Source organism: Pseudoalteromonas sp. S2721, assembly GCF_005887425.1.
GTDB classification, from domain to species: Bacteria; Pseudomonadota; Gammaproteobacteria; order Enterobacterales; family Alteromonadaceae; genus Pseudoalteromonas; species Pseudoalteromonas simplex.
The window spans coordinates 128196-151426 of record NZ_PNCZ01000028.1 but is presented as its reverse complement, the minus strand read 5'-3'; the positions used below and the strand labels follow the sequence as shown (position 1 = coordinate 151426).

Below are 23231 nucleotides of genomic sequence, written 5' to 3'. Positions count from 1 at the left end.
TAGAAAAATTTTATAAAATTGATTGCATTTTAAGCGACTTCGATGGTGATGTTCGCTTTAAGTAATGCTATACTCCCGCCGAATAATTTTTCGACTTTATTAAGAGTAAAATAATGGCAGATTTATCGAAGTACAGAAATATTGGTATTTTCGCCCACGTTGACGCGGGTAAAACTACCACCACTGAGCGTATCCTTAAGCTTACGGGTAAAATTCATAAGACTGGTGAGGTACACGACGGTGAGTCTACTACTGACTTCATGGAACAAGAAGCTGAGCGCGGTATTACAATCCAATCAGCAGCTGTAACTTGTGAGTGGAAAGGCCACCGCTTAAACGTTATCGATACTCCGGGACACGTTGACTTCACAGTAGAAGTATACCGTTCACTTAAAGTACTAGACGGTGGTATCGGTGTATTCTGTGGTTCTGGTGGTGTTGAGCCGCAGTCAGAAACTAACTGGCGTTATGCGAACGAATCAGAAGTTGCACGTGTAATCTTCGTAAACAAATTAGACCGTATGGGTGCTGATTTCTACCGCGTTGTAGGTCAAGTTGAGAAAGTACTAGGTGCTAACCCACTAGTTATGACTTTACCAATCGGTATCGAAGACCAATTCACTGGTGTTGTAGACGTACTTGAGAAAAAAGCATACGTTTGGGACGAGACTGGTCTTCCTGAAAACTACGAAGTACAAGACGTTCCAGCTGACATGGTAGACAAAGTTGATGAATACCATGAGATGCTTGTTGAGTCTGCTGTTGAGCAAGACGAAGACCTAATGATGGCTTACATGGAAGGTGAAGAGCCTTCTCTAGAAGACATCAAACGTTGTATCCGTAAAGGTACTCGTGATCTTGCGTTCTTCCCAACATACTGTGGTTCTGCATTCAAAAACAAAGGTATGCAGTTAGTATTAGACGCGGTTGTAGATTACCTACCTTCGCCTACAGAAGTTGACCCACAACCTCTAACTGATCCTGAAACAGGTGAGCCTACTGGTGAAGTAGCAACTGTTTCTGCAGATGAGCCACTTAAAGCGTTAGCGTTCAAAATCATGGACGACCGTTTCGGTGCACTTACGTTCATCCGTATCTACGCTGGCCGCATGAAGAAAGGTGATACAATCCTTAACTCAGCAACTGGTAAAACAGAGCGTATCGGCCGTATGGTTGAGATGCAAGCTGACGAGCGTAACGAACTTACTGAAGCACAAGCGGGTGACATCATCGCTGTTGTTGGTATGAAGAACGTTCAAACTGGTCACACTCTTTGTGATCCTAAGCATGAATGTACACTTGAAGCGATGATCTTCCCTGATCCAGTTATCTCAATCGCTGTTGCTCCTAAAGACAAAGGCGGTAACGAGAAGATGGGTATCGCGATCGGTAAGATGGTTGCAGAAGATCCTTCATTCCAAGTTGAAACTGACGAAGATTCAGGCGAAACCATCCTTAAAGGTATGGGTGAGCTTCACTTAGATATCAAAGTAGATATCCTTAAGCGTACTTACGGCGTAGACCTAGTTGTTGGTCAACCTCAGGTTGCTTACCGTGAAACTATCACGAAAGAAATCGAAGATAGCTACACGCATAAGAAACAATCTGGTGGTTCTGGTCAATTCGGTAAGATCGATTACCGCATCAAGCCAGGCGAGCAAAACTCAGGCTTCACGTTCTCTTCATCAGTTGTTGGTGGTAACGTACCTAAAGAATTCTGGCCTGCAGTTGAGAAAGGCTTCGCATCAATGATGCAAGAAGGTGTTCTAGCTGGCTTCCCAGTATTAGACGTTGAAGTTGAACTTTTCGACGGTGCTTTCCACGCAGTTGACTCATCAGCAATCGCGTTCGAAATCGCTGCTAAAGGCGCTTTCCGTCAGTCTATCCCTAAAGCGGGTGCACAACTTCTTGAGCCAATCATGAAAGTTGACGTATTCACTCCGGAAGACAACGTAGGTGACGTAATCGGTGACCTTAACCGTCGTCGTGGTATGATTAAAGACCAAGAAGCTGGCGCAATGGGCGTTCGCATCAAGGGTGATGTACCACTTTCTGAAATGTTCGGTTACATCGGCCACTTACGTACTATCACTTCTGGTCGTGGTCAGTTCTCTATGGAGTTCTCACACTACGCACCATGTCCTGCAAACGTTGCTGAAACAGTAATCGCTGCAGAAAAAGAGAAAAAAGCTGCTAAGTAATTAGCCTTTTAACTTCTTTAAAAAACCCGCACTTGTTGCGGGTTTTTTATTGCCTAAAATAGACCGCTTATTAAATGAATTGGTGTGATACCAACCCGCAATAATACTTAATCATTTTGAGGTTTTATTGCCTCAAAATAGACAACTTAATTAAGCGGATTGGTATGAGTGGTATAAATTATAATATTTTAATTTAAATCTATGATAGGTAAAAAGTAGCGGTTTTATAATGAGTTGTGGTCCAGTTTCTTTTTTCTAGTACAAAAGTATTTTTTTTGTACCTTGTGTCCCTTTTTTAGACTCTGTAAAATAGCAATCGAATGATTCTTTAATCATTTTGTATTAAACGTCAGCTTATTATCATTAAAATTTTAAGATTCAGCCTCATGAAAACGATAAAGTTAAGTCCTAATTGGACTCTACAGGGAACCAAGATAGCGTTTGCTATTCTTGTTTTATTAAGCGTTACTTTTCTTGGAACATCGCTACTTTTGTTTCTTTTACCTATTTTGCTCTTTATAACTATTTTAAATTTCTTACAACTGCGCTTTTTACACTGTTATAAAGCGGGAATTTGTTATTCGCGTGGAATTAAAAAGCGTTATATTAACACTGAAGATATTGCTGCAGTTGAGTTCTCTCAGCTCGCATTTCTAACTATTTTTAAAGTAGATTTAGTAAATGGAAAAAGCTGCCAATTCTTTAATTGGCAAGTTAGCGATGAGCAAAAAATTGAGATTGAAAGACTCTATAAGGCAAAAGCCAACTCTAGAGTTGAATCAGTTTTAGAGTGTGAAATATAAAAAAGGCCGCGATAAGCGGCCTTTTTACTTAATGCGGTGTCGCTTATTTTTTCATGCGACGACGAAGTGCAAATGGTAAAGCAAGTAGACTTAACCAAGCAAATGAACCAGAATCATCATCTTTTGACTCTTCTTCAGTTTCATCTTCTTCAACTTCTTCGGTTACATCATCTGCCACATCATTGGTAATGTTGATGTATAGCAGTTGTGCTTCTGATAAGTTGCCTGCGCTATCTTCTGCACGGATCATTAATGTAAGCTTGTCTTCTTCTTCAAAATCGAGCTCTTTGGCTACTGTGATTTCACCTGTAGCACTGATTGCAATCGCGTCAGCATGCTCACCTTCAATGCTAAAGCTAACGACAGGTGTATAATCAGCGTCACCATCAGAGAAAACAAGTTGACCAATCACAGCGCCTACCTCACTGTTTTCAACGATTTCGAATGATTGCTGAACTTCGATTACTGGCGCTTGTTGTTCTGGAACAGGCTCTGCAGATTGGATATCAACAATCACTGGGTCGTGATCAGATGCACGGTATGCATCGTCAGCGTAAAGGCTAGCTTGTTGTGTCGATGATTTATACTCAAGGTTGTAGTCTAGGCTGATTGGCTCATCGGCATTGATATGCCAATCCGTAGCAGCAACAACTTTAGCAAGCATAGATTCAGAGACTAGTGCGTGGTCAAGGCTACCAATGCGGCCAGAGAAGCTATAAGAATAACCTAATGTGTCGCCGTCTAGTTCAGCAACCGCACTCTTCAGACCTTTATCTGCAAATGCACGGATAGGATCTTCCATCGCGTATGCGTTCATATCACCCACTAGGATGATATCTTCATCTTCAACTTCTGTTGGGTAAGTGGCTAACCAATCAGCATATGCATTTGCACCCGCAACACGGATTTCATTCCAACATGATTGACCATCGCCTAAGTCAGCATTATTACCTTCAGCGCTACCACAGCCGCCTTTAGATTTTAGGTGGGCAACGGCAACAGTGAAGATTTCTTTGCTTTCAAGAGACTGGAAGCTTTGTGCAATTGGCGGGCGATTGCTGTAATCGAAAGGTTCTACTGTGGTATGAGCAGCCTTACCAACTTCAGATACTTTATTTGAGCGATAAATAAGTGCTGTCGTGATTGCATCAGTACCAATTTGGTCAACGCCGAAATCAACGAATGCGTAGGTATTTTCTGCATCTTCATCATTAAGTGCAGATACTAGGCTAACAATGGCGCTATTTTCACCGAAACCGTCATTTTCGATTTCCATTAAGCCAATCACATCAGCATTTATAGCCGTGATTGCGCTAACTAATTTAGCTTCTTGGCGAGTAAACTCTTCTTCGCTATCTGCACCACGGCTAGTTGGGAAGCCTGCACCTTGGCCGTCGCCATTAAAGTAGTTTAATACGTTAAAGCTTGCTACACGTAGATCTGCATCTTCGTTAAGCTCTGGTGCATCTGTACGAGGGTTAGTTGCAGTGAACTCAGGTTGTACTGTTGGGTGAATACGATAACGGTCGAAGCTGTAACCCATTACACCGGTAATCGTATTAACAGTATCGCCTAAACGTAATGTGTTATAGGCATCAAGGCCCGTACCTGGGTAAGCAATAGGATCAAGGTTTTGCTTTGTTGAACCATCGTCGATTAAGATTTGTTTTTTCAGGTTTTCAGCTTCAACAGCATTTGCTGCATCGCCTGGAAGCGCTACTTGAGTTCCTTGGTATAAACGCTCAGTACCTAAGTCAACTTCACCATAGCGACCAAGGCCGTAGTTGTTATTAACGACTAAAGGTTGCGCGATGGTTACTAACATACCTTCGTAAGCTTCAAGGTCTGCCACGTCAGTAACTGGTAAAGTGATAGCGGTTGCATCAGTAGATAAACCTGTCGCACAGATCTCAACTTGGCTAACATCGCCTAGTTGTGTTGCGCTGTAGTATTCAGCAACGCTACCTTTAACACGCACATGGTCACCAACTGCAACGTCGGTATCTGCGAAATAAACAAATACACCTTCAGAAGTTAGTGGGTTTGTATCAACATCAGCAGCAAGTGAGCTAATGAAGAAACCTTTTAGTTGATCATCACCTTGGAAGTCAGCTGTAACAACACCTTCAACTTCTACTTCAGTGTTAATAAGCGGGCTGTCGCCGCCTTCACCTTGAATTGCGCTGATTAAGGTTTTTGCTGCACCACACTCAAGGGGAGTGACAGGTTCTGGCTCAGGCGTTGGCTCTGTGCTCTCACCATATTGACCAATATTGCTGAAATCGTCTTGGTCGAATTGCTCCCACTCATCGCTTGGGTTGAACGCAGAGGTTGCATCAGTACGGCCTGTAGTAACAGTTGCTTTACGGCGCAGTGTTTTATTTTGTGTTGAAACGCCGCCTTCATCCCATGCTGAACCTGGATCAACGCCCAGTTGACCAAAGCTATCAACAATTGCACCATCTTTAGTTAGCACTAATGCGTCATCACCGTTGAAGTAAGTGATTGTTGATTCAGTATCTGCATTGGCTTTTAACTCATCAGCAGAGCCCGCATTTACAATAACGTAGGTTGCATTTGCTGCAAGAGTACCTGTTAAAGCTAAGCTGTTATTAGGGTCTGCTAGATCGCCGTTACCATTTGAGTATAAAGAGATGGTGTAACCGTCAAGCGATAGTTCAGCACTCGATGTGTTGTATAGCTCTACCGCTTTATTGTTAGAGCTTCCTTCAACATATTCAGAGATGATTAGGTTGGCAGAAGCAGGCGCGCTCAGGCTTGCAATAACAAGCGCGAGCGGCGTTAATTTTGTATTTATCATTATTTTTCCCGTGTATGTATTATTAAAGTCCCAATATGGGACACAGTACTTTAAGAAAAATCTATGACAAATTAAATACAAAATGTTAATAAAATAGAAATAATGACCTATTTTAAGAACATTTTTTTAAGTTAGTTGTTTTTTAACCATTTTGCAGCTTGTTTTGCAAAATAAGTCAGGATGCCATCGGCGCCAGCGCGCTTAAATGCTAATAATGACTCCATGATTATTGCATCTTCTGCAAGCCAACCGTTATCAATGGCTGCTTTATGCATAGCATATTCACCGCTTACTTGGTATGCAAATGTTGGTACACCAAACTCATCTTTTACGCGGCGTACTACATCTAAATATGGCATACCTGGTTTCACCATTACCATGTCTGCACCTTCTTGCAGATCAAGGGCTACTTCACGAATCGCTTCATCAGAGTTGGCAGGGTCCATTTGATAGGTCTTTTTATCGGCACCTTTTAAGTTGCCTGCAGAACCTACCGCATCACGGAATGGGCCATAGTAGCTTGAAGCGTATTTAGCTGAGTAAGCCATGATACGAGTGTGGATATGGCCTTCGGCTTCGAGAGCTTCACGAATTGCACCAATACGTCCATCCATCATGTCTGATGGCGCAACTACATCAGCACCCGCTTCGGCATGCGATAACGCTTGTTTAACTAAGATTTCAGTTGTTACATCGTTAATCACATAACCGTCTTCATCGATGATGCCGTCTTGACCATGAACAGTGAATGGGTCAAGTGCAACATCTGTGATCACACCTAATGTAGGAAAAGCTTCTTTCAGTGCGCGTACAGTGCGTTGTGCTAATGCATCTGGGTTATAGGCTTCTTCAGCAAGAAGGGATTTTTTATCGCTCGGTGTTACCGGGAAAATAGCGACGGCAGGTACACCTAGCTCTACAAGCTCTTTTGCTTCCTCAAGCAACAAATCAATAGAAAGACGATCTATACCTGGCATTGACTCAATGGCTTCGCGGCGGTTCTTACCTTCTAGCACAAATACGGGAAAAATAAGGTCATTTACAGTTAGTTGGTTTTCAGCCATTAGGCGACGAGAGAAGTCATCACGACGCATGCGGCGCATACGTGTATAAGGGAAAAGGTCGAGTCCTGATTGGGCCATGCTTTGTATACTCCTAGTCTGGTAGAGGATAACTCACTACGCGATTTCGACCTGTTTGCTTGGCATGATATAAGGCTTTGTCGGCATAGTCAGTGAAAAAACTTGGGTTATTAATGTCTTCAGCAATTGCGCTGTAAACACCTGCACTCAAAGTAAATTTAATCGTTGTTCCGGCAACTATTATATCAGTATTTTGGGCTGCTTTGCGTATTTGTTCGGCAATTTCTAATGCACCTTCTAGTGGTGTATTCGGTAATAACACTACAAATTCTTCGCCGCCATAGCGCGCCACTTCATCGAGAGGTCGTTTAAGATGCTGTTTGATGACATCTGCAGCTGCTTGAATGGTTTGATCACCGGTTAAATGACCATAGGTATCATTGATTGCTTTGAAGTGGTCAATATCTAACATGATGATAGCTAAAGGTGTTTGTTCACGTCGCGAGCGACGAATATCCATCAATAGTTTTTTATCAAAGTAGCGGCGGTTTTTGGTTTTAGTGAGGGCATCTTCCATATTGAGCTGTTCAAGCTCTCGGTTTTTCTCTTCAAGTTCGCGTAATGTCACTTGTAACTCAAAGGTACGCTCTTCAATATTAGCTTCAAGATCTTGGCGTGCTTGCTCTTGCAGTTCAAGGCGCTCACGCATTAAGGTATCTTGTGCTTTACTCTCTGCTAGTGCATTTTGTTGCGCTGCGACTTCAGCGTCGCGTTGCATCAAAAACAATTTTATTACCGCATAACTCAAGCTCAAGCTACAAACTAAAAAGCAAACGAAGGTGAGCGAAAGCATTCCGATATTTAAATCAAATGGATTAAATACACCGAGTGCACTGTAAACAATGGCACAGAAGAAAGCGAACAAAGCAACAAAAAAGCCAATGCACGGCTGCTTATATTCATGATTAAACTGCTTTAGAGCAATACCTGCAAAAATGATAAGCACCGCAGGTAAACTCAATAAGCAGAGTGTGATAGCAATATGAATAGGCAAAAACCACATTGTTATAGTGGCAAGCACAACTGCCCATGCTAGCCAGTACTGAAAACGGTTTAAGCGAGATTTGGTAAAGCCGAATATATAGCCTTGCAATGGTACAAATAACGCACCACAGATAAAAAATAGAGTTGGGATTGTCAGTTGTTGAAACGATGAGCCACTAGGTTGTAAATAACGATAACCAAAGCCATAAAGGTAAGCCAAAGAAAGCCACAGCAAGGTAAGTAATAATCCTGTATAGGCGAAATAGCGGCGTCTAGAAAAGCCATAAAGCACTAAATTAGTGAGTGCGAGTGATAATATAAAACCGACTAATAAACCGTACAATAAATTAAATTTACTTTTATGCTTTAGGTATTCTGAGGGTTTCCAAAGGCTTAGAGGTACTCTTAAACCCCCATTGTTTTTAACTTTAAGATAAACAACGGAGTGGCTGGCTTTTGGAATGGTTAATGAGACTAACAGAGACTCATTTTTGATTTGCCGATTAGATAATGGGACTGCATCCCCAATCTTTGTGTTAAATAATAATTGGCTACCTTGAAGATGAAACACGCTCACTTCATCGAGTAAAGGGTTATCTATCGATAATATCAGTGGAATAACATCTAATGAGGTGTTTCTTATCGATAGCTTGAGCCACATTGGTTTTAGAGTCATACCTAGATTTAGGGTTTCGCCTTGGCTTGAATGCCAAGTTACATTGTTACTGCTAAAGGCTTGCTGTTGAGTGATAGGATCAAGGGTGTACTCAACATTAAGCGTATGTTGAGATTTGAATTGTGAACTAACAACAATGGAGTTAGCCTGCAAGTAAGGAGTAAATAAAACAACGAAGATTACGCCACAAAGTGACCATAGGCGCTTCATCTTAACCCTTTATGGAAAATAATTGCTGAAAGTTTAGTGTAGTTTGTTTTGCCACTTCAGTAAATTCTGAGCCTTTTAAATCAGCAATTTGCTGACATACATAAGGAAGGTTCTGAGGCTCATTACGGCGAGTTTTAGGTCTAGGCCTAATATTTCTCGGCATTAAAAAGGGCGCATCAGTCTCAATTAACAAGCGATTTAAAGGGATAGTTGGTACTAAGGCTTGTAGTTGTTCACCACGGCGTTCATCGCAGACCCAGCCTGTAACACCGATATAAAGCCCCATTGCTAGGTAACTTTGGAGTGCGTTTTCGTCACCCGTGAAGCAGTGTAGTACGCCTCGTACCTTGTAATCACTCAAGATTGCGAGCATATCTTCGCTGGCATCTCGCTCATGCAAATACACAGGCATATTTAGTTGCTCAGCAAGCTGTAACTGGCGTCTAAAAACGCTGCGCTGAACATCGCGAGGAGAAAAGTCACGATTGTAATCGAGGCCACACTCGCCAATTGCAACCACTTCAGGGTGTTGGCTGAGAGTTGTTAAGTGTGCTTCAAGCTGATCATCTGCAGTTTTTGCATCATGAGGGTGGACCCCAGCTGTGCAAAATTGCTTAAACTGTTTGGCGAGTTTAAGAGAGGCTTGGCTACTTTGCAGATCGCAGCCAATAAGAAGCATCTGTGTTACATTTGCCTCTGCGGCACGTTGTAACACAGCTTGATGAATATCATCAAATTGATGATTGCTTAAATTGACGCCAGCATCAACTAGCGAATAGTTCATTAGTCAGTACGCTTAACACGAATTGAACGGTTTTGCCCTTCGATTCTTAACAAGAATGAATTGAAAACGCCTCGTTCAATTATGACTTTGTCGCTCACCTCTAGCTTCATTCTATCTGAGCCTACTTGGCGCCACTGTTGACCGTTTTCTAGCTCTATAATCAGCTCCCCGTAAGGCGCTTTTCTAACGCTCTTAACCACTGCGGTTATTTCGTCATCATTTTTTTTTGCAACTTCTTTGTGCTCTAAACCAAAGTCTTCATTTTTTGTTTTTAGAGCTTGTTCACTTGTTGCGGCTGCCGCGGCAACAGGAGCTGCTGAGCTAGTTACAGGTTGCTCAATTTGTTTTTTTGTAGCCGGTTTTGAAAGTGATTTACCTGCCATTACGTTGTCGTAACAAAGTAAGCGGTTAAAATCATTTTCAACAAAAGTACAGGCTTGCAATGCTTGTAAGTTAACTTCGTCTGCCTGTGCAGTACCAGCAATAGTTAAAAGAGCAACGAAGGGAATGAGTTGTTTTTTCATTTTATTCCTCGGATTCCTGTTGAGGTTTGGCGGTATAGAATGCAGCCAAAATTAAACCTAATTCAAATAATAACAGCATGGGTAATGCTAGCAATGTTTGTGACAGTACATCAGGAGGTGTTAAGAACATGGCAACCACGAATACACCTACCACGATATAAGGTCGTTTTTCTTTTAAACTTTTCGTTGTTGTTGCGCCACTCCAGCATAACAGCATGATGGCAACAGGTATTTCAAACGCAATACCAAAAGCAAAAAACAGTTTTAAAGCAAAACTTAAATAACTACTAATATCAGGTGCTAATGTCATCATATCAGGGCCAGTATTAGTAAAAAACCCTAAAATAATAGGTAGCACCATAAAGTAGCAAAATGCGATACCACTATAAAATAGCAAGATACTTGAGGCCAAAATTGGCATTAGCATGCGCTTTTCATGTTGATACAAACCTGGTGCTATAAAGCTCCAAACTTGATGCAGTATCATGGGAATAGCAGCAAATAACGCTACAAATAAGGTGAGTTTAAACGGTGCAAAAAAAGGTGCTGTTACATCCGTTGCGATCATGGTGGCAGTGCTTGGCAAGTTTGCAATCAGTGGAGCTGCAACAAAGCTATAAATATCGTTGGCAAAGTACACCAAGGCGATAAATATTAGCAAAATGCTTAACAAAGCTTTCATGAGTCGGTTTCGTAACTCAATCAAGTGGCCAACAAAGCCTGTGTGAGCTTGCTCGGTCATAATTTACTATTCATCATCATTGTTATTGACCACAAAAGCAGAGATTAAATTCACTTTTTTTCGTCATTATTGTTAGTTTCTGCTTTTTCTGGTGTGTCTTTTTTATAACTGTGGGTAACTGACTGAGCAGCCTTTTGAAGTTCGTTTACAGAATCTTGCAGATCTGGTGTGAGCTCTTGCAAATTTTGCTGTTCTGCTTTTTTTAAGTTCTCGTGAAGCTCATGGATACGGAGTTCTTCGTTCACTTCAGCTTTCACTGAATTGGCGACTGACTTTAATGTTTTTACCCAGCGGCTAACTGTACGAATTGCCACAGGCAAGCGCTCAGGGCCTAACACAATCAGACCTACGATAAGTACGACAACAAGTTCCCACATCCCCATGTTGATTAAGCCTTATGGTCGTCTTTGCTTTTCTCTACGGTTTCTTTGCTTTGCGTGTTAGAAGCTTGCTCTATTTGCTCGCTTTTGGAATTAGTTTGGTCATCATCAGACACGGCTTTTTTAAAGCCTTTTACTGCGCTACCTAAATCACCGCCAATGCCACGAAGTTTCTTTGTGCCAAATAACAACACGATGATTGCTAAAATAATGATTAATTGCCAAATACTGATACCACCAAAACCCATGGGTTACTCCGTTTTTATCAAATTTATTGAATAGACTTGCCTTGATTATACCCACCAAAACATAAATAGCACTTAGTTTATGCGCTTCGCCATGCTGCAATAAAGCCTGCTATAGCAAAGCCTGCGGTAATTACACAGGCGACTAAGTCATGCTGTAAATAACATAAGCCTGAAACTATTAAACAGCTACCAGCAAAGATACTAAGTAACAAAGGCTTAGCAGATTGCGGCGCTGGCAATTGTACAGGTTGTTGTTGACGTTTTAAGTTTTGATAAATTAAATCAGGTAATTCAGGCATTTTTTCTGCCCAAAATGGCAAGTTCGCATACATTTTTTTCATTACTGCAAGCGGACCAACTTGTTCTTTGACCCAATCTTCTAGAAAAGGTTTAGCGGTTTTCCATAAATCAAGCTGCGGATACAGTTGTCTGCCAAGGCCTTCAACATACAACAGCGTCTTTTGTAGTAACACTAATTGCGGTTGAACTTGCATATTAAAGCGACGAGCCGTATTAAACAGGTTAACTAGCACGTGGCCAAAAGAGATTTCGGCCAGTGGTTTGTTGAAAATTGGTTCACACACAGTACGAATGGCAAATTCAAACTCTTCAATGCTGGTATCGGCGGGTACCCAGCCAGAATCAACATGCAGTTGCGCTACTTGGCGGTAATCACGGTTGAAAAAGGCAATAAAGTTCTCTGCTAAATAGCGTTTATCTTCACGATTAAGGGTGCCCACAATGCCGCAATCAATGCCGATATATTTTGGGTTATGAGGGTTTTCACGTGAAACGAAAATATTACCCGGATGCATATCAGCGTGGAAGAAACTGTCGCGGAATACTTGTGTGAAAAATACTTCGACTCCACGCTCAGCTAGTAGCTGCATATTGGTATTTTGTGCCAGTAATGCGTCGGTATCAGATACTGGAATACCGTAAATGCGCTCCATTACTAATACGTTATTGCGGCTGTAGTCACTGTAAACAAAGGGAATGTAGAGCGAATCTGAGTCTTCGAAGTTACGGCGTAGCTGAATCGCATTCGCCCCTTCACGCATTAAGTCGAGCTCATCGAGTAAAGTTTTTTTGTACTCGTTTACTACTTCAATAGGGCGTAAACGTTTTGCTTCTTTTAATAACTTAGCAACCAAGCGAGCGACTTTTTGCATTAGCATTAAGTCAGCATCAATTTGCTCTTTAATGTTAGGGCGAATGACTTTAATCACCACATCTTGTGGCGCGCCATGCTCATCAATTAAAGTTGCCGTGTGAACTTGTGCAATCGAGGCTGATGCCAAAGGTGTTTGCGAAAAATCACTAAATAATTCACTAATATCATTAATACCGAGCGCCTTTTCGATCAGTTGCTGGGCAAGCTCACCTTCAAAAGGTTCAACCTGATCTTGTAGCAGTGCAAGCTCTAATGCGACATCATGCGGCAGTAAATCACGGCGTGTAGAAAGCATTTGACCAAACTTGATCCACACCGGGCCGAGCTCTTGCAATGCAAGTCTTAAGCGCATACCTGCAGGTTTATCTTTATGTTGGTTACGTAACCAAAATAAGCTGCCACGGGCGAGTTTGGCAAACCAAGGCACTCGTTTACGCGGAATTAATTCGTCTAAGCCATAGCTCAGTAGGGTTTTAGTAATGTAATAAAGACGAGCAGACGACACACAAGTTCCTTAGCGCATTAGCGTGACTGTAACAGCGCGTTAATTCGCATCTCTAATTGAGATACTTGGCTTTTTAATTGGCGATTTTGCTGTTTAAATTCAGCAAGTTCAAGAGGGTGTATGGTCACTGCTAACTCATCTTGGCAAAGCGTTGTTAAGGTATTTTCTAACTTGCTTTTCGTTTGTGAACTACGACGTTTTAAAGCTTGAATAGAGAGCCACAACTGTTGTGCTGGGGCATCGCCAATGTATCGAGAAAAATGTTCTGGCCAATCAATATCAAGCTCAGCAAACGCATTGCTAAAGCCTTGCGCAAGATTTAAATCGCCTTGTAAGTCGAGCTTGTCTTGGCGAATGAGTTGCGTGAGCATTGATGGATCTTTAAGCGCCAATAAAGTGTTGATATCGGCGCTGATCATGCAGTCAAAACTGCGTTCTTGCGTACTGTATAAGTGAATTTGCTCGTCGCTGTAAACGCACAAAATTGACTGTTGCCAATCACGTATCTCAATCAACAGCTGTTTATCAGCAATTGCTGCAAGCTTACCCTTTAACTGAGGGTCTAACTGCAGCAGTTGATTAATGATTCGTTCGACGAGTGATAACAGAGCGTTTGCTAACATCGCGTTACCTACTTAATTTACAGAGTTTTTAGTATTTAAAACCACGGTGAAGGGCTACAATACCGCCAGTAAGGTTTTGATAACTGGTTTGTTCAAAACCCGCATCTTCCATCATGCCTTTTAATGTTTCTTGATCTGGATGCATACGGATAGACTCAGCAAGGTATTGATAAGACTCGCTGTCATTCGCAACCAGCTCACCCATCTTAGGTAAGATATTAAATGAGTAGAAATCGTAGGCTTTGCTCAGTATTTCTTGCTCTGGTTTTGAGAACTCAAGCACAAGTAAACGACCGCCAGGCTTAAGAATACGATACATTGAGCGCAGAGCTTTATCTTTATCGGTCACGTTACGAAGACCAAAGGCAATCGTAATTAAGTCGAAGCTGTTATCAGGAAATGGCAATGCTTCTGCATTCATTTGAACATATTCGATATTGCCAACACGACCAAGATTACGAAGTTTCTCACGGCCAACTTTCAGCATTGAAGAGTTAATATCGCCTAAGATTACCTGACCGGTTTCACCCACTAGCTGACTAAATTTAGCGGTTAAATCGCCTGTACCGCCTGCAAGGTCTAATACATAGTGACCTTTGCGAACACCAGAACTTGCAATAGTTTGGCGTTTCCATAAACGATGAATACCGAACGACATCAGATCATTCATTACGTCATACTTTGCAGCGACTGAGTGGAATACATCTGCAACCATTGATGCTTTGTCGTTTTCAGCAACGGTTTTATAGCCAAAATGCGTGGTCTTTTCTTGATTCTCGTTCATGATTAATCTCTATCGTGGCAATAAAGACTAGTGTACTTGATTGTAGCTGTGGGGTGCAATTTGATTATAACTAAATCATCAGATTAGCATTGCTTTTCATGATTTAGCACAGGTTTAAACTTTACTGGCCGGCAATAAAACTACTTTGCCCAAGCGACTTGGCTTTCGCAGCTGCTAAAGAGGCTTTACGGGCTAAGCTGTTAAAGTCGCCATCGTCTTCATGTTTAGCGATACCTAGGGCTAAGGTAATAGCGGGGAGTTTGGTGCCATTTTTTGAGCTGACAAAGCGCAGCTTTTCGACACCATTTCGTACTTTTTCGGCTATTAAGTTGGCAGTTTCAGGCTCTATGTCGGCAAGTAAGATGGTAAATTCATCTTTACTTGTGCGCCCAGGTAAACCGCTTTCTTGTACGTATTTTTGCACCTGCTTGGCGACTTTATTTAAAATCACCTCACCAATCACATCACCATAGTTTTCAATAAAATGGTTTAAGTTTTCAATGTGAATAGAGATAGCACAAACCGCTTTATTTTGGCCGACCCAAAGTTGAGTTTGTTGATTTAAGTAATGGCGCTTGTATAAGCCGGTTTGTTGGTCGGTGATGTGTTGTTTGCGTAATTGAGTGAGCTGTTTTTGGGTTTTTTCTTGCAGTGATTTGGCTTTTGCTATTTCTTGCTTAAATTGACGATGCTGATTGAGCAGGACTTCAGATTGCTTACTGAGCATTTTTAATGCATGACGCGTTTGCTCAATATTGTTTTCATCAATTGAATGAACACATTCCGTGACTTGATCAGCAAAGCGCACAATATTTTGCTCGTTATTGTTAGCATTTCGCGAAAGGGTGTTTATTACTGAGTCAACGTTGCGAACAATGGCGGTTTTCATTTTATGCCCTTGCTCTATAAAATCGAAATAAAGCTGTTCTACATAGACACAATCGATGGTTTTTCTTTGTGCGATGGCACGGTCAATAGCGGCGTTAAGTTTAGGGTTAGACTGGCTGACGTAGGTGTAAACAACTTGGTAGTTAAGTGGTGACGGCGGTAATGCATGATGTTCTAAAAAGATACATACCTTTGTCATTTTTTCTTGAGCAATAGCCATGGGATCATGGAACATCATTTTTCAATACCACTAAATACGCATATCAACCAATTAATCATCTCTTCCGTAAGGTATAGCTGCTTCCAAGCATAAATACTGAGTCTACAGTAATCTGTAATCAGCCTATTTAAAAGCAAAATCGCTTACTTTGGAACTTAAATTTGTTTCGTTTGTGTCTATTAGCTGATTTTCTCAACAACTTTAACAAGTGTAATTAAAAATTGCTTAAACCTTGCTCATTCTTATTTATACACCGTTGTTAATTTGAGCGTATTTAACCTGAGCTTGGTCGCATTTGTTTGGGTTTTAGCCAGTGCTGCGCTACTTTAGCGATACTGATTAAAACTAAAAAGAATGCTATGAAACAAACACTGTCGCGAACTTTAAATCGTTCTGTTATTGCGGTTGCTTTAGCGTGTACTTTAAGCGCTTGCCAAGTAACAAATATTGATGCTGATCAGCAATTTACTCAAGTAGCCGAAAATATTGTTAATTACCGCCAAAGCATCAGCCCGTATGGTAAAGATAATGACGTTGATGGTTATTTATTAGAAAATCTATCGGCTGAATTTTTAGAACAAAAATACCAAAAGAATACAGAGTTACTTGCCGAGCTAGACGCTATCGACCGTGATAAGTTATCGGAAGAAAATCGCATTAACCTGACTATTTTACGCGGCCAAGTGCAAAATAGTGTCGATGAATATGTGTTTAATGCGCACTATATGCCGCTGACATCTGAATATGGGTTCCATTCTAGCTTGTCATTTATGATCTCCAGCTCAGATTACACAAAACCACAAGATTACCAGCTATATCTTGCTAAATTACAGCAAATTCCTCGCTATTTTTCGCAAAATATCGGCTGGATGCGAAAGGGGCTTGAAGTGGGCCTAACCCAGCCAAAGGCTGTTTTAGAAGGTTATCAAGACTCAATCACGGCTTATATTGTTGATGATGCTACTAAGTCTGAATTCTACAAACCATTTTTAAATAATACGGCAGGCCTAAGTGATAGCGAGTTTGCAGCGCTACAAAAGCAAGCGCAAACCATTATCACAGAACAAGTTATTCCGGCATATCAAGGTTACTTAACCTTCTTTAACAATGAATATCAACCGGGTGCACGTACAGATATTGGTATTTCAAGTACGCCGAATGGCAAAGCGTTTTACGAAAATCGCGCTAAGTACTACACCACCACAGATATGACGCCAAAAGAAATCCATGAGCTGGGTTTACAAGAAGTCGCGCGTATTCGCGCAGAAATGGAAAAAATTATCGAGAAAGTAGGCTTTGAAGGCTCGTTTGCTGATTTTGTGCACTTTTTACGTACTGATCCGCAATTTTACGCAAAAACACCAAAAGATTTGCTAAAAGAAGCGTCTTACATTGCCAAGAAAATGGATGCGCAGTTACCTAAGTTATTCCACACCTTGCCAAGAATGCCGTACGGTGTTGCGCCAGTGCCAGAGAGCATTGCACCTAAATATACAACGGGTCGTTACTCAGGCTCTCGCCGTGATGACCAAGCAGGTTATTACTGGGTTAATACCTATGCGTTAGATAAGCGCCCGTTGTATGTACTTGAAGCATTAACTTTACACGAAGCAGTACCTGGGCATCATTTACAAATCTCGCTAAATGCTGAACTTGAGTCATTACCAAGTTATCGCCGTAATGCATATTTGTCGGCATTTGGTGAAGGTTGGGGCTTATATTCGGAGTTTTTAGGTATCGAAGCGGGCTTTTATCAAGACCCATACAGTGACTTTGGTCGTTTAACTTATGAGATGTGGCGAGCGGCACGTTTAGTGGTTGATACCGGTATGCATATGTATGGCTGGAGCCGCGAGCGTGCAATGAAGTTTATGAGCGAAAACACCGCGCTTTCATTGCATAATGTGAAGACAGAAACTGATCGTTATATCTCATGGCCTGCACAAGCGTTGTCATACAAAATTGGTGAGCTAACTATTAAACGTCTACGCCACGAAGCTGAGCAAGCACTTGGTGCAGATTTCGATATTCGCGAATTCCACCATCAAATATTGCGTCATGGCTCAGTGCCAATGTCAGTGCTCGAAGAGCAAATTCAACTTTATATTAAAGCTGAATTAGCCAAACGAGCAGCATAGCTGTATAGCAGTATAAAAGAAGAGGCGTGATTTACATCACGCCTTTTTTAATTAATAAAATGCGAATTCTCCTAGCGCCTTTGTTATTTATCTTTGGGTAATATTATTTTAATCAAATTTGTTAGGAGTAGATTAAATGGACATTATTCCAAAAGCTCGCCTTTTACTTTTAAGTGTATTGGTTGTATATACTTTTCAAAATTCAGTTTTTGCAAAAGAGGAACCTACACCCAAAGAGGTTGTTACAGTACTGCTTAATGCAATGAAAAATAATAATGAGGAACAAATTCGAGCTGTTTTTGCCGACAATGCAAGCCAAGAATATGAACGTTGGTATAAGCATAAGAATAGTGGTGATAGATTTAAAAGCTGGCTTGAATCAGATATTATTAATGTTCATGGCCAAGTAATTGAACCTGTATTAAAAATGACGGGTAATCAAGTGGTTGTCACTGGTACTTATAAAAACAATGATGGTTACTCCAGCCCAGCAAATTTTTTATTAGTGGTAGAGCAGGGTAAGATTGTTAGCTGGACAATGCGGTACGATTAAGAATTCGCCTTAGTTGAAACTTGAGTTGTGTAATGTGCTAACGGCTTCTTTCATTTTATCAATAAACACCTTAATTTTTTGTGGTGTGTAAGGTTGCTTTTTATACACTGCGTGTGATGAGTAACTTTTTAACTGATAATCTGTTAGAAGAGGAATGAGCTGTTTTTTGTGGATAGCCTCTGAGAAAAACCAAAGAGGCCCAAGGTGAATACCTACGCCATTAATGACTAGGTCTCTCACCGCAGACACACTATTAACTGTGAAGTTACTGTGCATTTTAACATGTGGAAAACGAGTAAAATTAAGGTATTCAATATCGCTTTTTGCTTGTTTTTGTGAATAAAAAATAAAATTGTGTTGTTCAAGATCCATTGGATTCAATGGTATACCAAATTTCTCTAAATACTGCTGACTCGCAACCAGAACTCTGGGGATTTCTCCAAGTTTTCTGGCAATAAGCTGCGAGTTGGCTAACTCACCAATTCTCACCGCAACGTCAATTTTATTGCTAAATAAGTTCTCAAAATCACTACCAAGGAATAATTCAAAATTTAAGTCAGGGTATTGCTTTTGCATTGCCCTACATACTGGGACGACAAATTGCGAGCCAAAGTCGACTGGGGCTCCTATTCTTAAAGTGCCGCTTACTTTATGAATACTGTTCGAGATTTCTTCGTCTAATGCTTGTTGAGCATCAAGGATATCTTTTAGTCGTTCAAAATAAGTTTGTCCTTGTTCTGTAGGAGTAGTACGAACAGTTGAACGATTAAGTAATTTTACCCCTAAGCGCTTCTCTAGTGCAGCAACTTTACGGCTGATAGAGGAAGGTTCGATCCCTAATTGTGCCGCAGCATTTTTGAGGCTGCCAGCTTCTACAACTCGAATAAACAGTGACTTAGCATCGTGCATTTAGTTAATTGCATTTTTGACAATCAGTAATTGCATATTCACCTAATTCCCGCACTTTATTCAATTGGATAAAGTAATGAATTGAGAATAGGTACGCCTAATCCGTTTTAGGTTACTTACTGACTTTGATATGAATTACTTAAAGGAGATAGGAATGTCAAAACATGATGTTAAAGGTAAAGTGGTGGTTGTTGCTGGCGGTGGCAAAAATTTAGGTGGCTTGATCAGCCAAGAGTTTGCTAAAGAGGGTGCAAAAATTGTTGCACACTATCATAGTGACTCTTCGAAAGCGGAAGCTGAGGCGACTGTTGATGCGATTCTAGCGACAGGAGGTGAGGCGGTGACGTTTCAAGGTGATTTGTCTAAGGCTGATAATGTAACGGCGCTTTTTGATTTTGCTATGTCTACTTATGGTGGTATCGATATAGCTGTAAATACAGTTGGCAAGGTCCTAAGAAAGCCAATAGTTGAAACATCAGAAGCGGATTATGATTCGATGTTTGATGTTAACTCAAAAACAGCGTATTTCTTTATAAAAGAAGCGGGTAAGCAGTTAAATAACAACGGCAAAATCATCACAATAGTCACCTCTTTACTCGCCGCATTTACAGATGGGTATTCAACATATGCTGGCGGTAAGGCACCTGTTGAGCACTTTACCCGAGCTGCTGCAAAAGAGTTCTCTGGTCGTGGGATTTCGGTTACAGGTATTGGTCCTGGTCCAATGGATACGCCTTTCTTTTATGGTGAAGAAACGCCAGAGCGTGTGGCATTTCACAAATCACAAGCAATGGGAAACCAATTAACACAAATTGAAGATATCGTACCGATCGTTAAATTTTTAGCGACTGATGGTTGGTGGATCACTGGGCAAACTATTTTTGCTAACGGCGGCTATACAACACGCTAATTGATTAGGTGTGCCGTCAACCTCGGCATACCTATTTTTTTGAATTCAATGCTCTTATCACTTCTATTTTGTAAATACTTATTCTTTGAACCAACGAAACCTTAAATATATGAAGTGCTTATTGCACGTAATATAAACACCTTATATGCTTTGAAGGATGTCATTTCACAAAGGGGCCTTGGATGAGTGATTTTATAATTTTTAGTATCGATGTATTTGCCAGCTTGTTTATTTTTGCACTCGGTATAGGTTTACTGGTGATTGTGTGCTTTTACATTAGTGATGTGACGCAATCTAAACAGGCGATTCGCCGTAATTACCCGGTGATCGGTCGCTTTCGTTATTTTTTTGAACGCCAAGGTGAATTCTTCCGACAATACTTTTTTGCCATGGATAGGGAAGAGCTACCATTTAATCGTGCTGAGCGAAGCTGGGTGTATCGTGCTGCGAAAAATGTTGATCGTACTACGGCCTTTGGTTCAACCCAAAGCCTTGAAGCAACGGGCACTGTGATGTTTATGAACTGTGCGTTTCCGACTTTAGATGAAGATGCACTTGATCCAAGCGAAGTCACGTTAGGGCCTTATTGCCAAGCTCCTTATACAACAAACTCGTTATTTAATATTTCAGGTATGAGCTTCGGTGCCTTATCTAAGCCCGCTGTTCGCGCATTATCGCGAGGGGCAAAATTAGCCGGCTGTTGGATGAATACCGGCGAAGGAGGGCTCAGCCCTTACCACCTTGAAGGTGGCGCTGATATTGTGTTTCAGATTGGCACGGCAAAATATGGTGTACGAGATGAGCACGGTAAATTAAGCACCGAAAAACTCAAAGCGATTGCTGAGCACGAACAAGTTAAAATGTTCGAAATTAAAATGAGTCAAGGTGCTAAACCCGGTAAAGGGGGTATGTTACCAGGGCGCAAAGTGACTGCTGAAATTGCAAAAATTCGGGGTATTCCTGAAGGGCATGACTCGATTAGTCCAAATGGTCACCCAGAGATTAAATGCCCAGCAGATTTACTCGATATGATTGAAACGGTACGCAGTACCACAGGTAAACCAACCGGTTTTAAAGCGGTTATTGGTGAATACACTTGGCTCGAAACCTTGTTTAGTGAAATAAATAACCGTGGTATTGAATCTGCCCCTGATTTTATCACTATTGATAGTGCCGACGGTGGAACGGGCGCTGCCCCTCAACCCTTGATGGATTCAGTTGGTTTACCGCTACGAGAGAGCCTGCCTTTGGTTGTTGACTTGCTAAAAAAACATGGTCTCAGAGAACGAGTGAAAGTGATTGCATCGGGTAAGCTAATCGTACCGTCAAAAGTGGCTTGGGCACTCGCGCTGGGTGCTGATTTTATTGTGTCGGCGCGTGGTCATATGTTTTCGTTAGGTTGTATTCAGGCTCTACAATGTAATAAAGATACCTGCCCGACCGGTATTACGACTCATAATGAACGCTTACAGCGGGGCCTAGATGTGACCGATAAGGCACAACGTGTCGCCAATTATAATAAGTTTATTCATTATGGTGCAGGGCTGATTGCTCATTCATGTGGTGTATCAAGTGCCCGCGAGTTAGCTCGCCAGCATGTGCGAGTGGTACAAGAAAATGGTTTATCAGAGCCGCTCGATAAAATGTATGAGCACTACAATAAATAATCTAGTTGAGTTGAATAATTAAAAGGCGCATTGAGCGCCTTTTTACTTTTTGACTATCAGTTTAATAAACTGATTAACAACGAAAAGAACTCGTCTTTATTGTTACAGCTTGTGGCATTGAGCATCAGTTGCTCGCCGAGTACGAGCGTTTGCTGTTGTACTGCTAAACGAGCTTGTGCATCTTCAATACCGTCTATATCTGCAACATGGGCTAAACCAATAGTACGGCGAATAAGTTCAGCGCCACAGTAGCCAATCGCATCACGCAATACGTGTTGTAAGTAATCTTCGCTAAAGGCGCGGTTTGCAAAGCTAATATCAGTTGCTTCGCTGCTTGCTAGGTTCAGCCAATGTTGCTCAAATTGGCTATAACAGTCTTGTAAGCAAGTTAATAAATGGGTTTGATACTGGCGGCGTTTTGCTTGCTCTGTAATACGGGCGTTTTGGGCACAGTAATTTAGTAGCAAGTTACCCATAAATGAGCCGATATCGAAACCAACAGGGCCAAAAAAGCCGAACTCTGGGTCGATCATTTTAGTGGTTTTGCTATCAACAAAAATGCTGCCACTGTGCATATCGCCATGCAATAAAGTTTGCGGGCACGATAAAAATTTCGCTTTTAATTTAGCTGCGGCTAGTTTTAAAGCATCATTATTACGAATACTTTCGACGTGCTCAGTAAGCTCTGCAGGGAAATTATTGCGCTCATGCTCAATGTACGGATCAGTAAAGAATAAGTCTTCTGTGATCTTACATAAATCAGGGTTAATAAATTGACTGACTTTGGCTTTTTTATCTTCAGCAGATAAGTAAAAATCCGAGTTATAAAAGCCTATACGGCTTAAGTAGAGCGCAACATGACTTGCCAATAAGGGAAATTGCTCTGCGTTGATTTGTGCGCCACGTAAAATTTGTAACTCACCTAAATCTTCTAACACGGTTAATGCCAGCTCGACATTGTGATGTAATATCGCCACGGTATGCTCTGGGCATAACTTACCATGATTAATCAATACTTCGGCTTCGATTCTGGCGCGGTCTAACGATAATGGCCATGACTCACCTACGCAGCGGGCATAAGGGAGTGCTTGCTTTAGAATTACACTGTTGTTGTGCTGATCAGCAACCCGAAAAACTAAGTTTAAGTTTCCATCTCCAAACTCGTATGCAGTCAGTGTTGCATCAGCAGGGAAGACTGAAATTAGTTCACTTTTAACAAGTTCTTTAATGTAATCAACAGCATGCTCTGCATTAAAGGCAGTGTATTTAGCCATGGCTCTATCTCGTAATACAATTAACTTTGAGCATTCTATACCTGTAACCGTTTAGATGTCCATACATCTAG

At 41.3% G+C, this 23231-nt stretch carries 20 protein-coding genes; 6 read left to right on the top strand and 14 right to left on the bottom strand.

Annotated elements, in window-relative coordinates; translation table 11 throughout:
- Nucleotides 1-113 precede the first annotated feature (113 nt).
- Both fusA and CWC02_RS12270 read left to right on the top strand, forming a co-directional pair.
- Nucleotides 114-2201: an elongation factor G gene (fusA, locus tag CWC02_RS12275; protein WP_062566304.1), complete on the top strand. Its 2088-nt coding sequence runs from the start codon at nt 114-116 to the stop codon at nt 2199-2201.
- 386 nt (nt 2202-2587) lie between these two features.
- Nucleotides 2588-3004 carry a hypothetical protein gene (locus CWC02_RS12270; protein ID WP_138618514.1) on the top strand — a complete coding sequence of 139 codons (417 nt, stop codon included), beginning with the start codon at nt 2588-2590 and terminating at the stop codon, nt 3002-3004.
- Between the two features lie 43 nt (nt 3005-3047).
- Here the strand turns inward: CWC02_RS12270 and CWC02_RS12265 are convergent, their stop codons facing one another.
- The 12 genes from CWC02_RS12265 to CWC02_RS12210 form a co-directional block, all read right to left on the bottom strand.
- A complete protein-coding gene (locus CWC02_RS12265) occupies nt 3048-5825 on the bottom strand; it encodes an ExeM/NucH family extracellular endonuclease (RefSeq protein WP_138618512.1) in 2778 nt (925 codons plus the stop codon).
- Between the two features lie 131 nt (nt 5826-5956).
- Nucleotides 5957-6967, bottom strand: coding sequence for a porphobilinogen synthase (hemB, locus tag CWC02_RS12260; protein ID WP_054552337.1), 1011 nt, complete (start codon nt 6965-6967; stop codon nt 5957-5959).
- 13 nt (nt 6968-6980) lie between these two features.
- A complete protein-coding gene (locus CWC02_RS12255) occupies nt 6981-8837 on the bottom strand; it encodes a sensor domain-containing diguanylate cyclase (protein ID WP_054552338.1) in 1857 nt (618 codons plus the stop codon).
- A 1-nt stretch (nt 8838) separates the two neighbouring features.
- Nucleotides 8839-9621: a TatD family hydrolase gene (locus CWC02_RS12250; protein WP_138599080.1), complete on the bottom strand. Its 783-nt coding sequence runs from the start codon at nt 9619-9621 to the stop codon at nt 8839-8841.
- A complete protein-coding gene (locus CWC02_RS12245; RefSeq protein ID WP_054552340.1) occupies nt 9621-10145 on the bottom strand; it encodes a hypothetical protein in 525 nt (174 codons plus the stop codon). The genes CWC02_RS12250 and CWC02_RS12245 overlap by 1 nt, the downstream gene beginning before the upstream one ends.
- Before the next feature lies 1 nt (nt 10146).
- Complete coding sequence (gene tatC / locus CWC02_RS12240; protein WP_138618510.1) at nt 10147-10887, bottom strand: twin-arginine translocase subunit TatC; 741 nt, start codon at nt 10885-10887, stop codon at nt 10147-10149.
- Nucleotides 10888-10937: 50 nt separating this feature from the next.
- The gene (gene tatB, locus CWC02_RS12235; RefSeq protein WP_054552342.1) at nt 10938-11270 is read right to left on the bottom strand and encodes a Sec-independent protein translocase protein TatB; all 333 of its coding nucleotides are present in this window, start codon (nt 11268-11270) and stop codon (nt 10938-10940) included.
- A gap of 5 nt (nt 11271-11275) precedes the next feature.
- The gene (gene tatA / locus CWC02_RS12230) at nt 11276-11515 is read right to left on the bottom strand and encodes a Sec-independent protein translocase subunit TatA (protein ID WP_054552343.1); all 240 of its coding nucleotides are present in this window, start codon (nt 11513-11515) and stop codon (nt 11276-11278) included.
- Nucleotides 11516-11592: 77 nt separating this feature from the next.
- Complete coding sequence (gene ubiB / locus CWC02_RS12225) at nt 11593-13194, bottom strand: ubiquinone biosynthesis regulatory protein kinase UbiB (protein WP_138618508.1); 1602 nt, start codon at nt 13192-13194, stop codon at nt 11593-11595.
- A gap of 17 nt (nt 13195-13211) precedes the next feature.
- Nucleotides 13212-13817, bottom strand: a complete 606-nt coding sequence (locus CWC02_RS12220) for a ubiquinone biosynthesis accessory factor UbiJ (RefSeq protein WP_138618506.1) — start codon at nt 13815-13817, stop codon at nt 13212-13214.
- A gap of 28 nt (nt 13818-13845) precedes the next feature.
- The gene (ubiE, locus tag CWC02_RS12215) at nt 13846-14601 is read right to left on the bottom strand and encodes a bifunctional demethylmenaquinone methyltransferase/2-methoxy-6-polyprenyl-1,4-benzoquinol methylase UbiE (protein ID WP_054552346.1); all 756 of its coding nucleotides are present in this window, start codon (nt 14599-14601) and stop codon (nt 13846-13848) included.
- A 121-nt stretch (nt 14602-14722) separates the two neighbouring features.
- Nucleotides 14723-15709: a GGDEF domain-containing protein gene (locus CWC02_RS12210; RefSeq protein ID WP_138618532.1), complete on the bottom strand. Its 987-nt coding sequence runs from the start codon at nt 15707-15709 to the stop codon at nt 14723-14725.
- Nucleotides 15710-16068: 359 nt separating this feature from the next.
- Here CWC02_RS12210 and CWC02_RS12205 point away from each other — a divergent pair, with 359 nt between their 5' ends.
- Nucleotides 16069-17847: a DUF885 domain-containing protein gene (locus CWC02_RS12205; protein WP_138618504.1), complete on the top strand. Its 1779-nt coding sequence runs from the start codon at nt 16069-16071 to the stop codon at nt 17845-17847.
- A 136-nt stretch (nt 17848-17983) separates the two neighbouring features.
- A complete protein-coding gene (locus tag CWC02_RS12200) occupies nt 17984-18400 on the top strand; it encodes a nuclear transport factor 2 family protein (protein ID WP_138618502.1) in 417 nt (138 codons plus the stop codon).
- 9 nt (nt 18401-18409) lie between these two features.
- Here CWC02_RS12200 and CWC02_RS12195 read toward each other — a convergent pair whose 3' ends face one another.
- On the bottom strand, nt 18410-19309 hold the full coding sequence (locus CWC02_RS12195; RefSeq protein WP_138618500.1) for a LysR family transcriptional regulator: 900 nt from the start codon (nt 19307-19309) through the stop codon (nt 18410-18412).
- Nucleotides 19310-19463: 154 nt separating this feature from the next.
- Here CWC02_RS12195 and CWC02_RS12190 point away from each other — a divergent pair, with 154 nt between their 5' ends.
- A complete protein-coding gene (locus tag CWC02_RS12190) occupies nt 19464-20219 on the top strand; it encodes an SDR family oxidoreductase (RefSeq protein ID WP_138618498.1) in 756 nt (251 codons plus the stop codon).
- Between the two features lie 182 nt (nt 20220-20401).
- Nucleotides 20402-21886: an FMN-binding glutamate synthase family protein gene (locus CWC02_RS12185; RefSeq protein ID WP_055020563.1), complete on the top strand. Its 1485-nt coding sequence runs from the start codon at nt 20402-20404 to the stop codon at nt 21884-21886.
- Between the two features lie 56 nt (nt 21887-21942).
- Here the strand turns inward: CWC02_RS12185 and mtnK are convergent, their stop codons facing one another.
- Nucleotides 21943-23160 (bottom strand): S-methyl-5-thioribose kinase, encoded by a 1218-nt coding sequence (gene mtnK / locus CWC02_RS12180; protein WP_138618496.1) that lies wholly within the window; start codon nt 23158-23160, stop codon nt 21943-21945.
- Between the last annotated feature and the right edge of the window lie 71 nt (nt 23161-23231).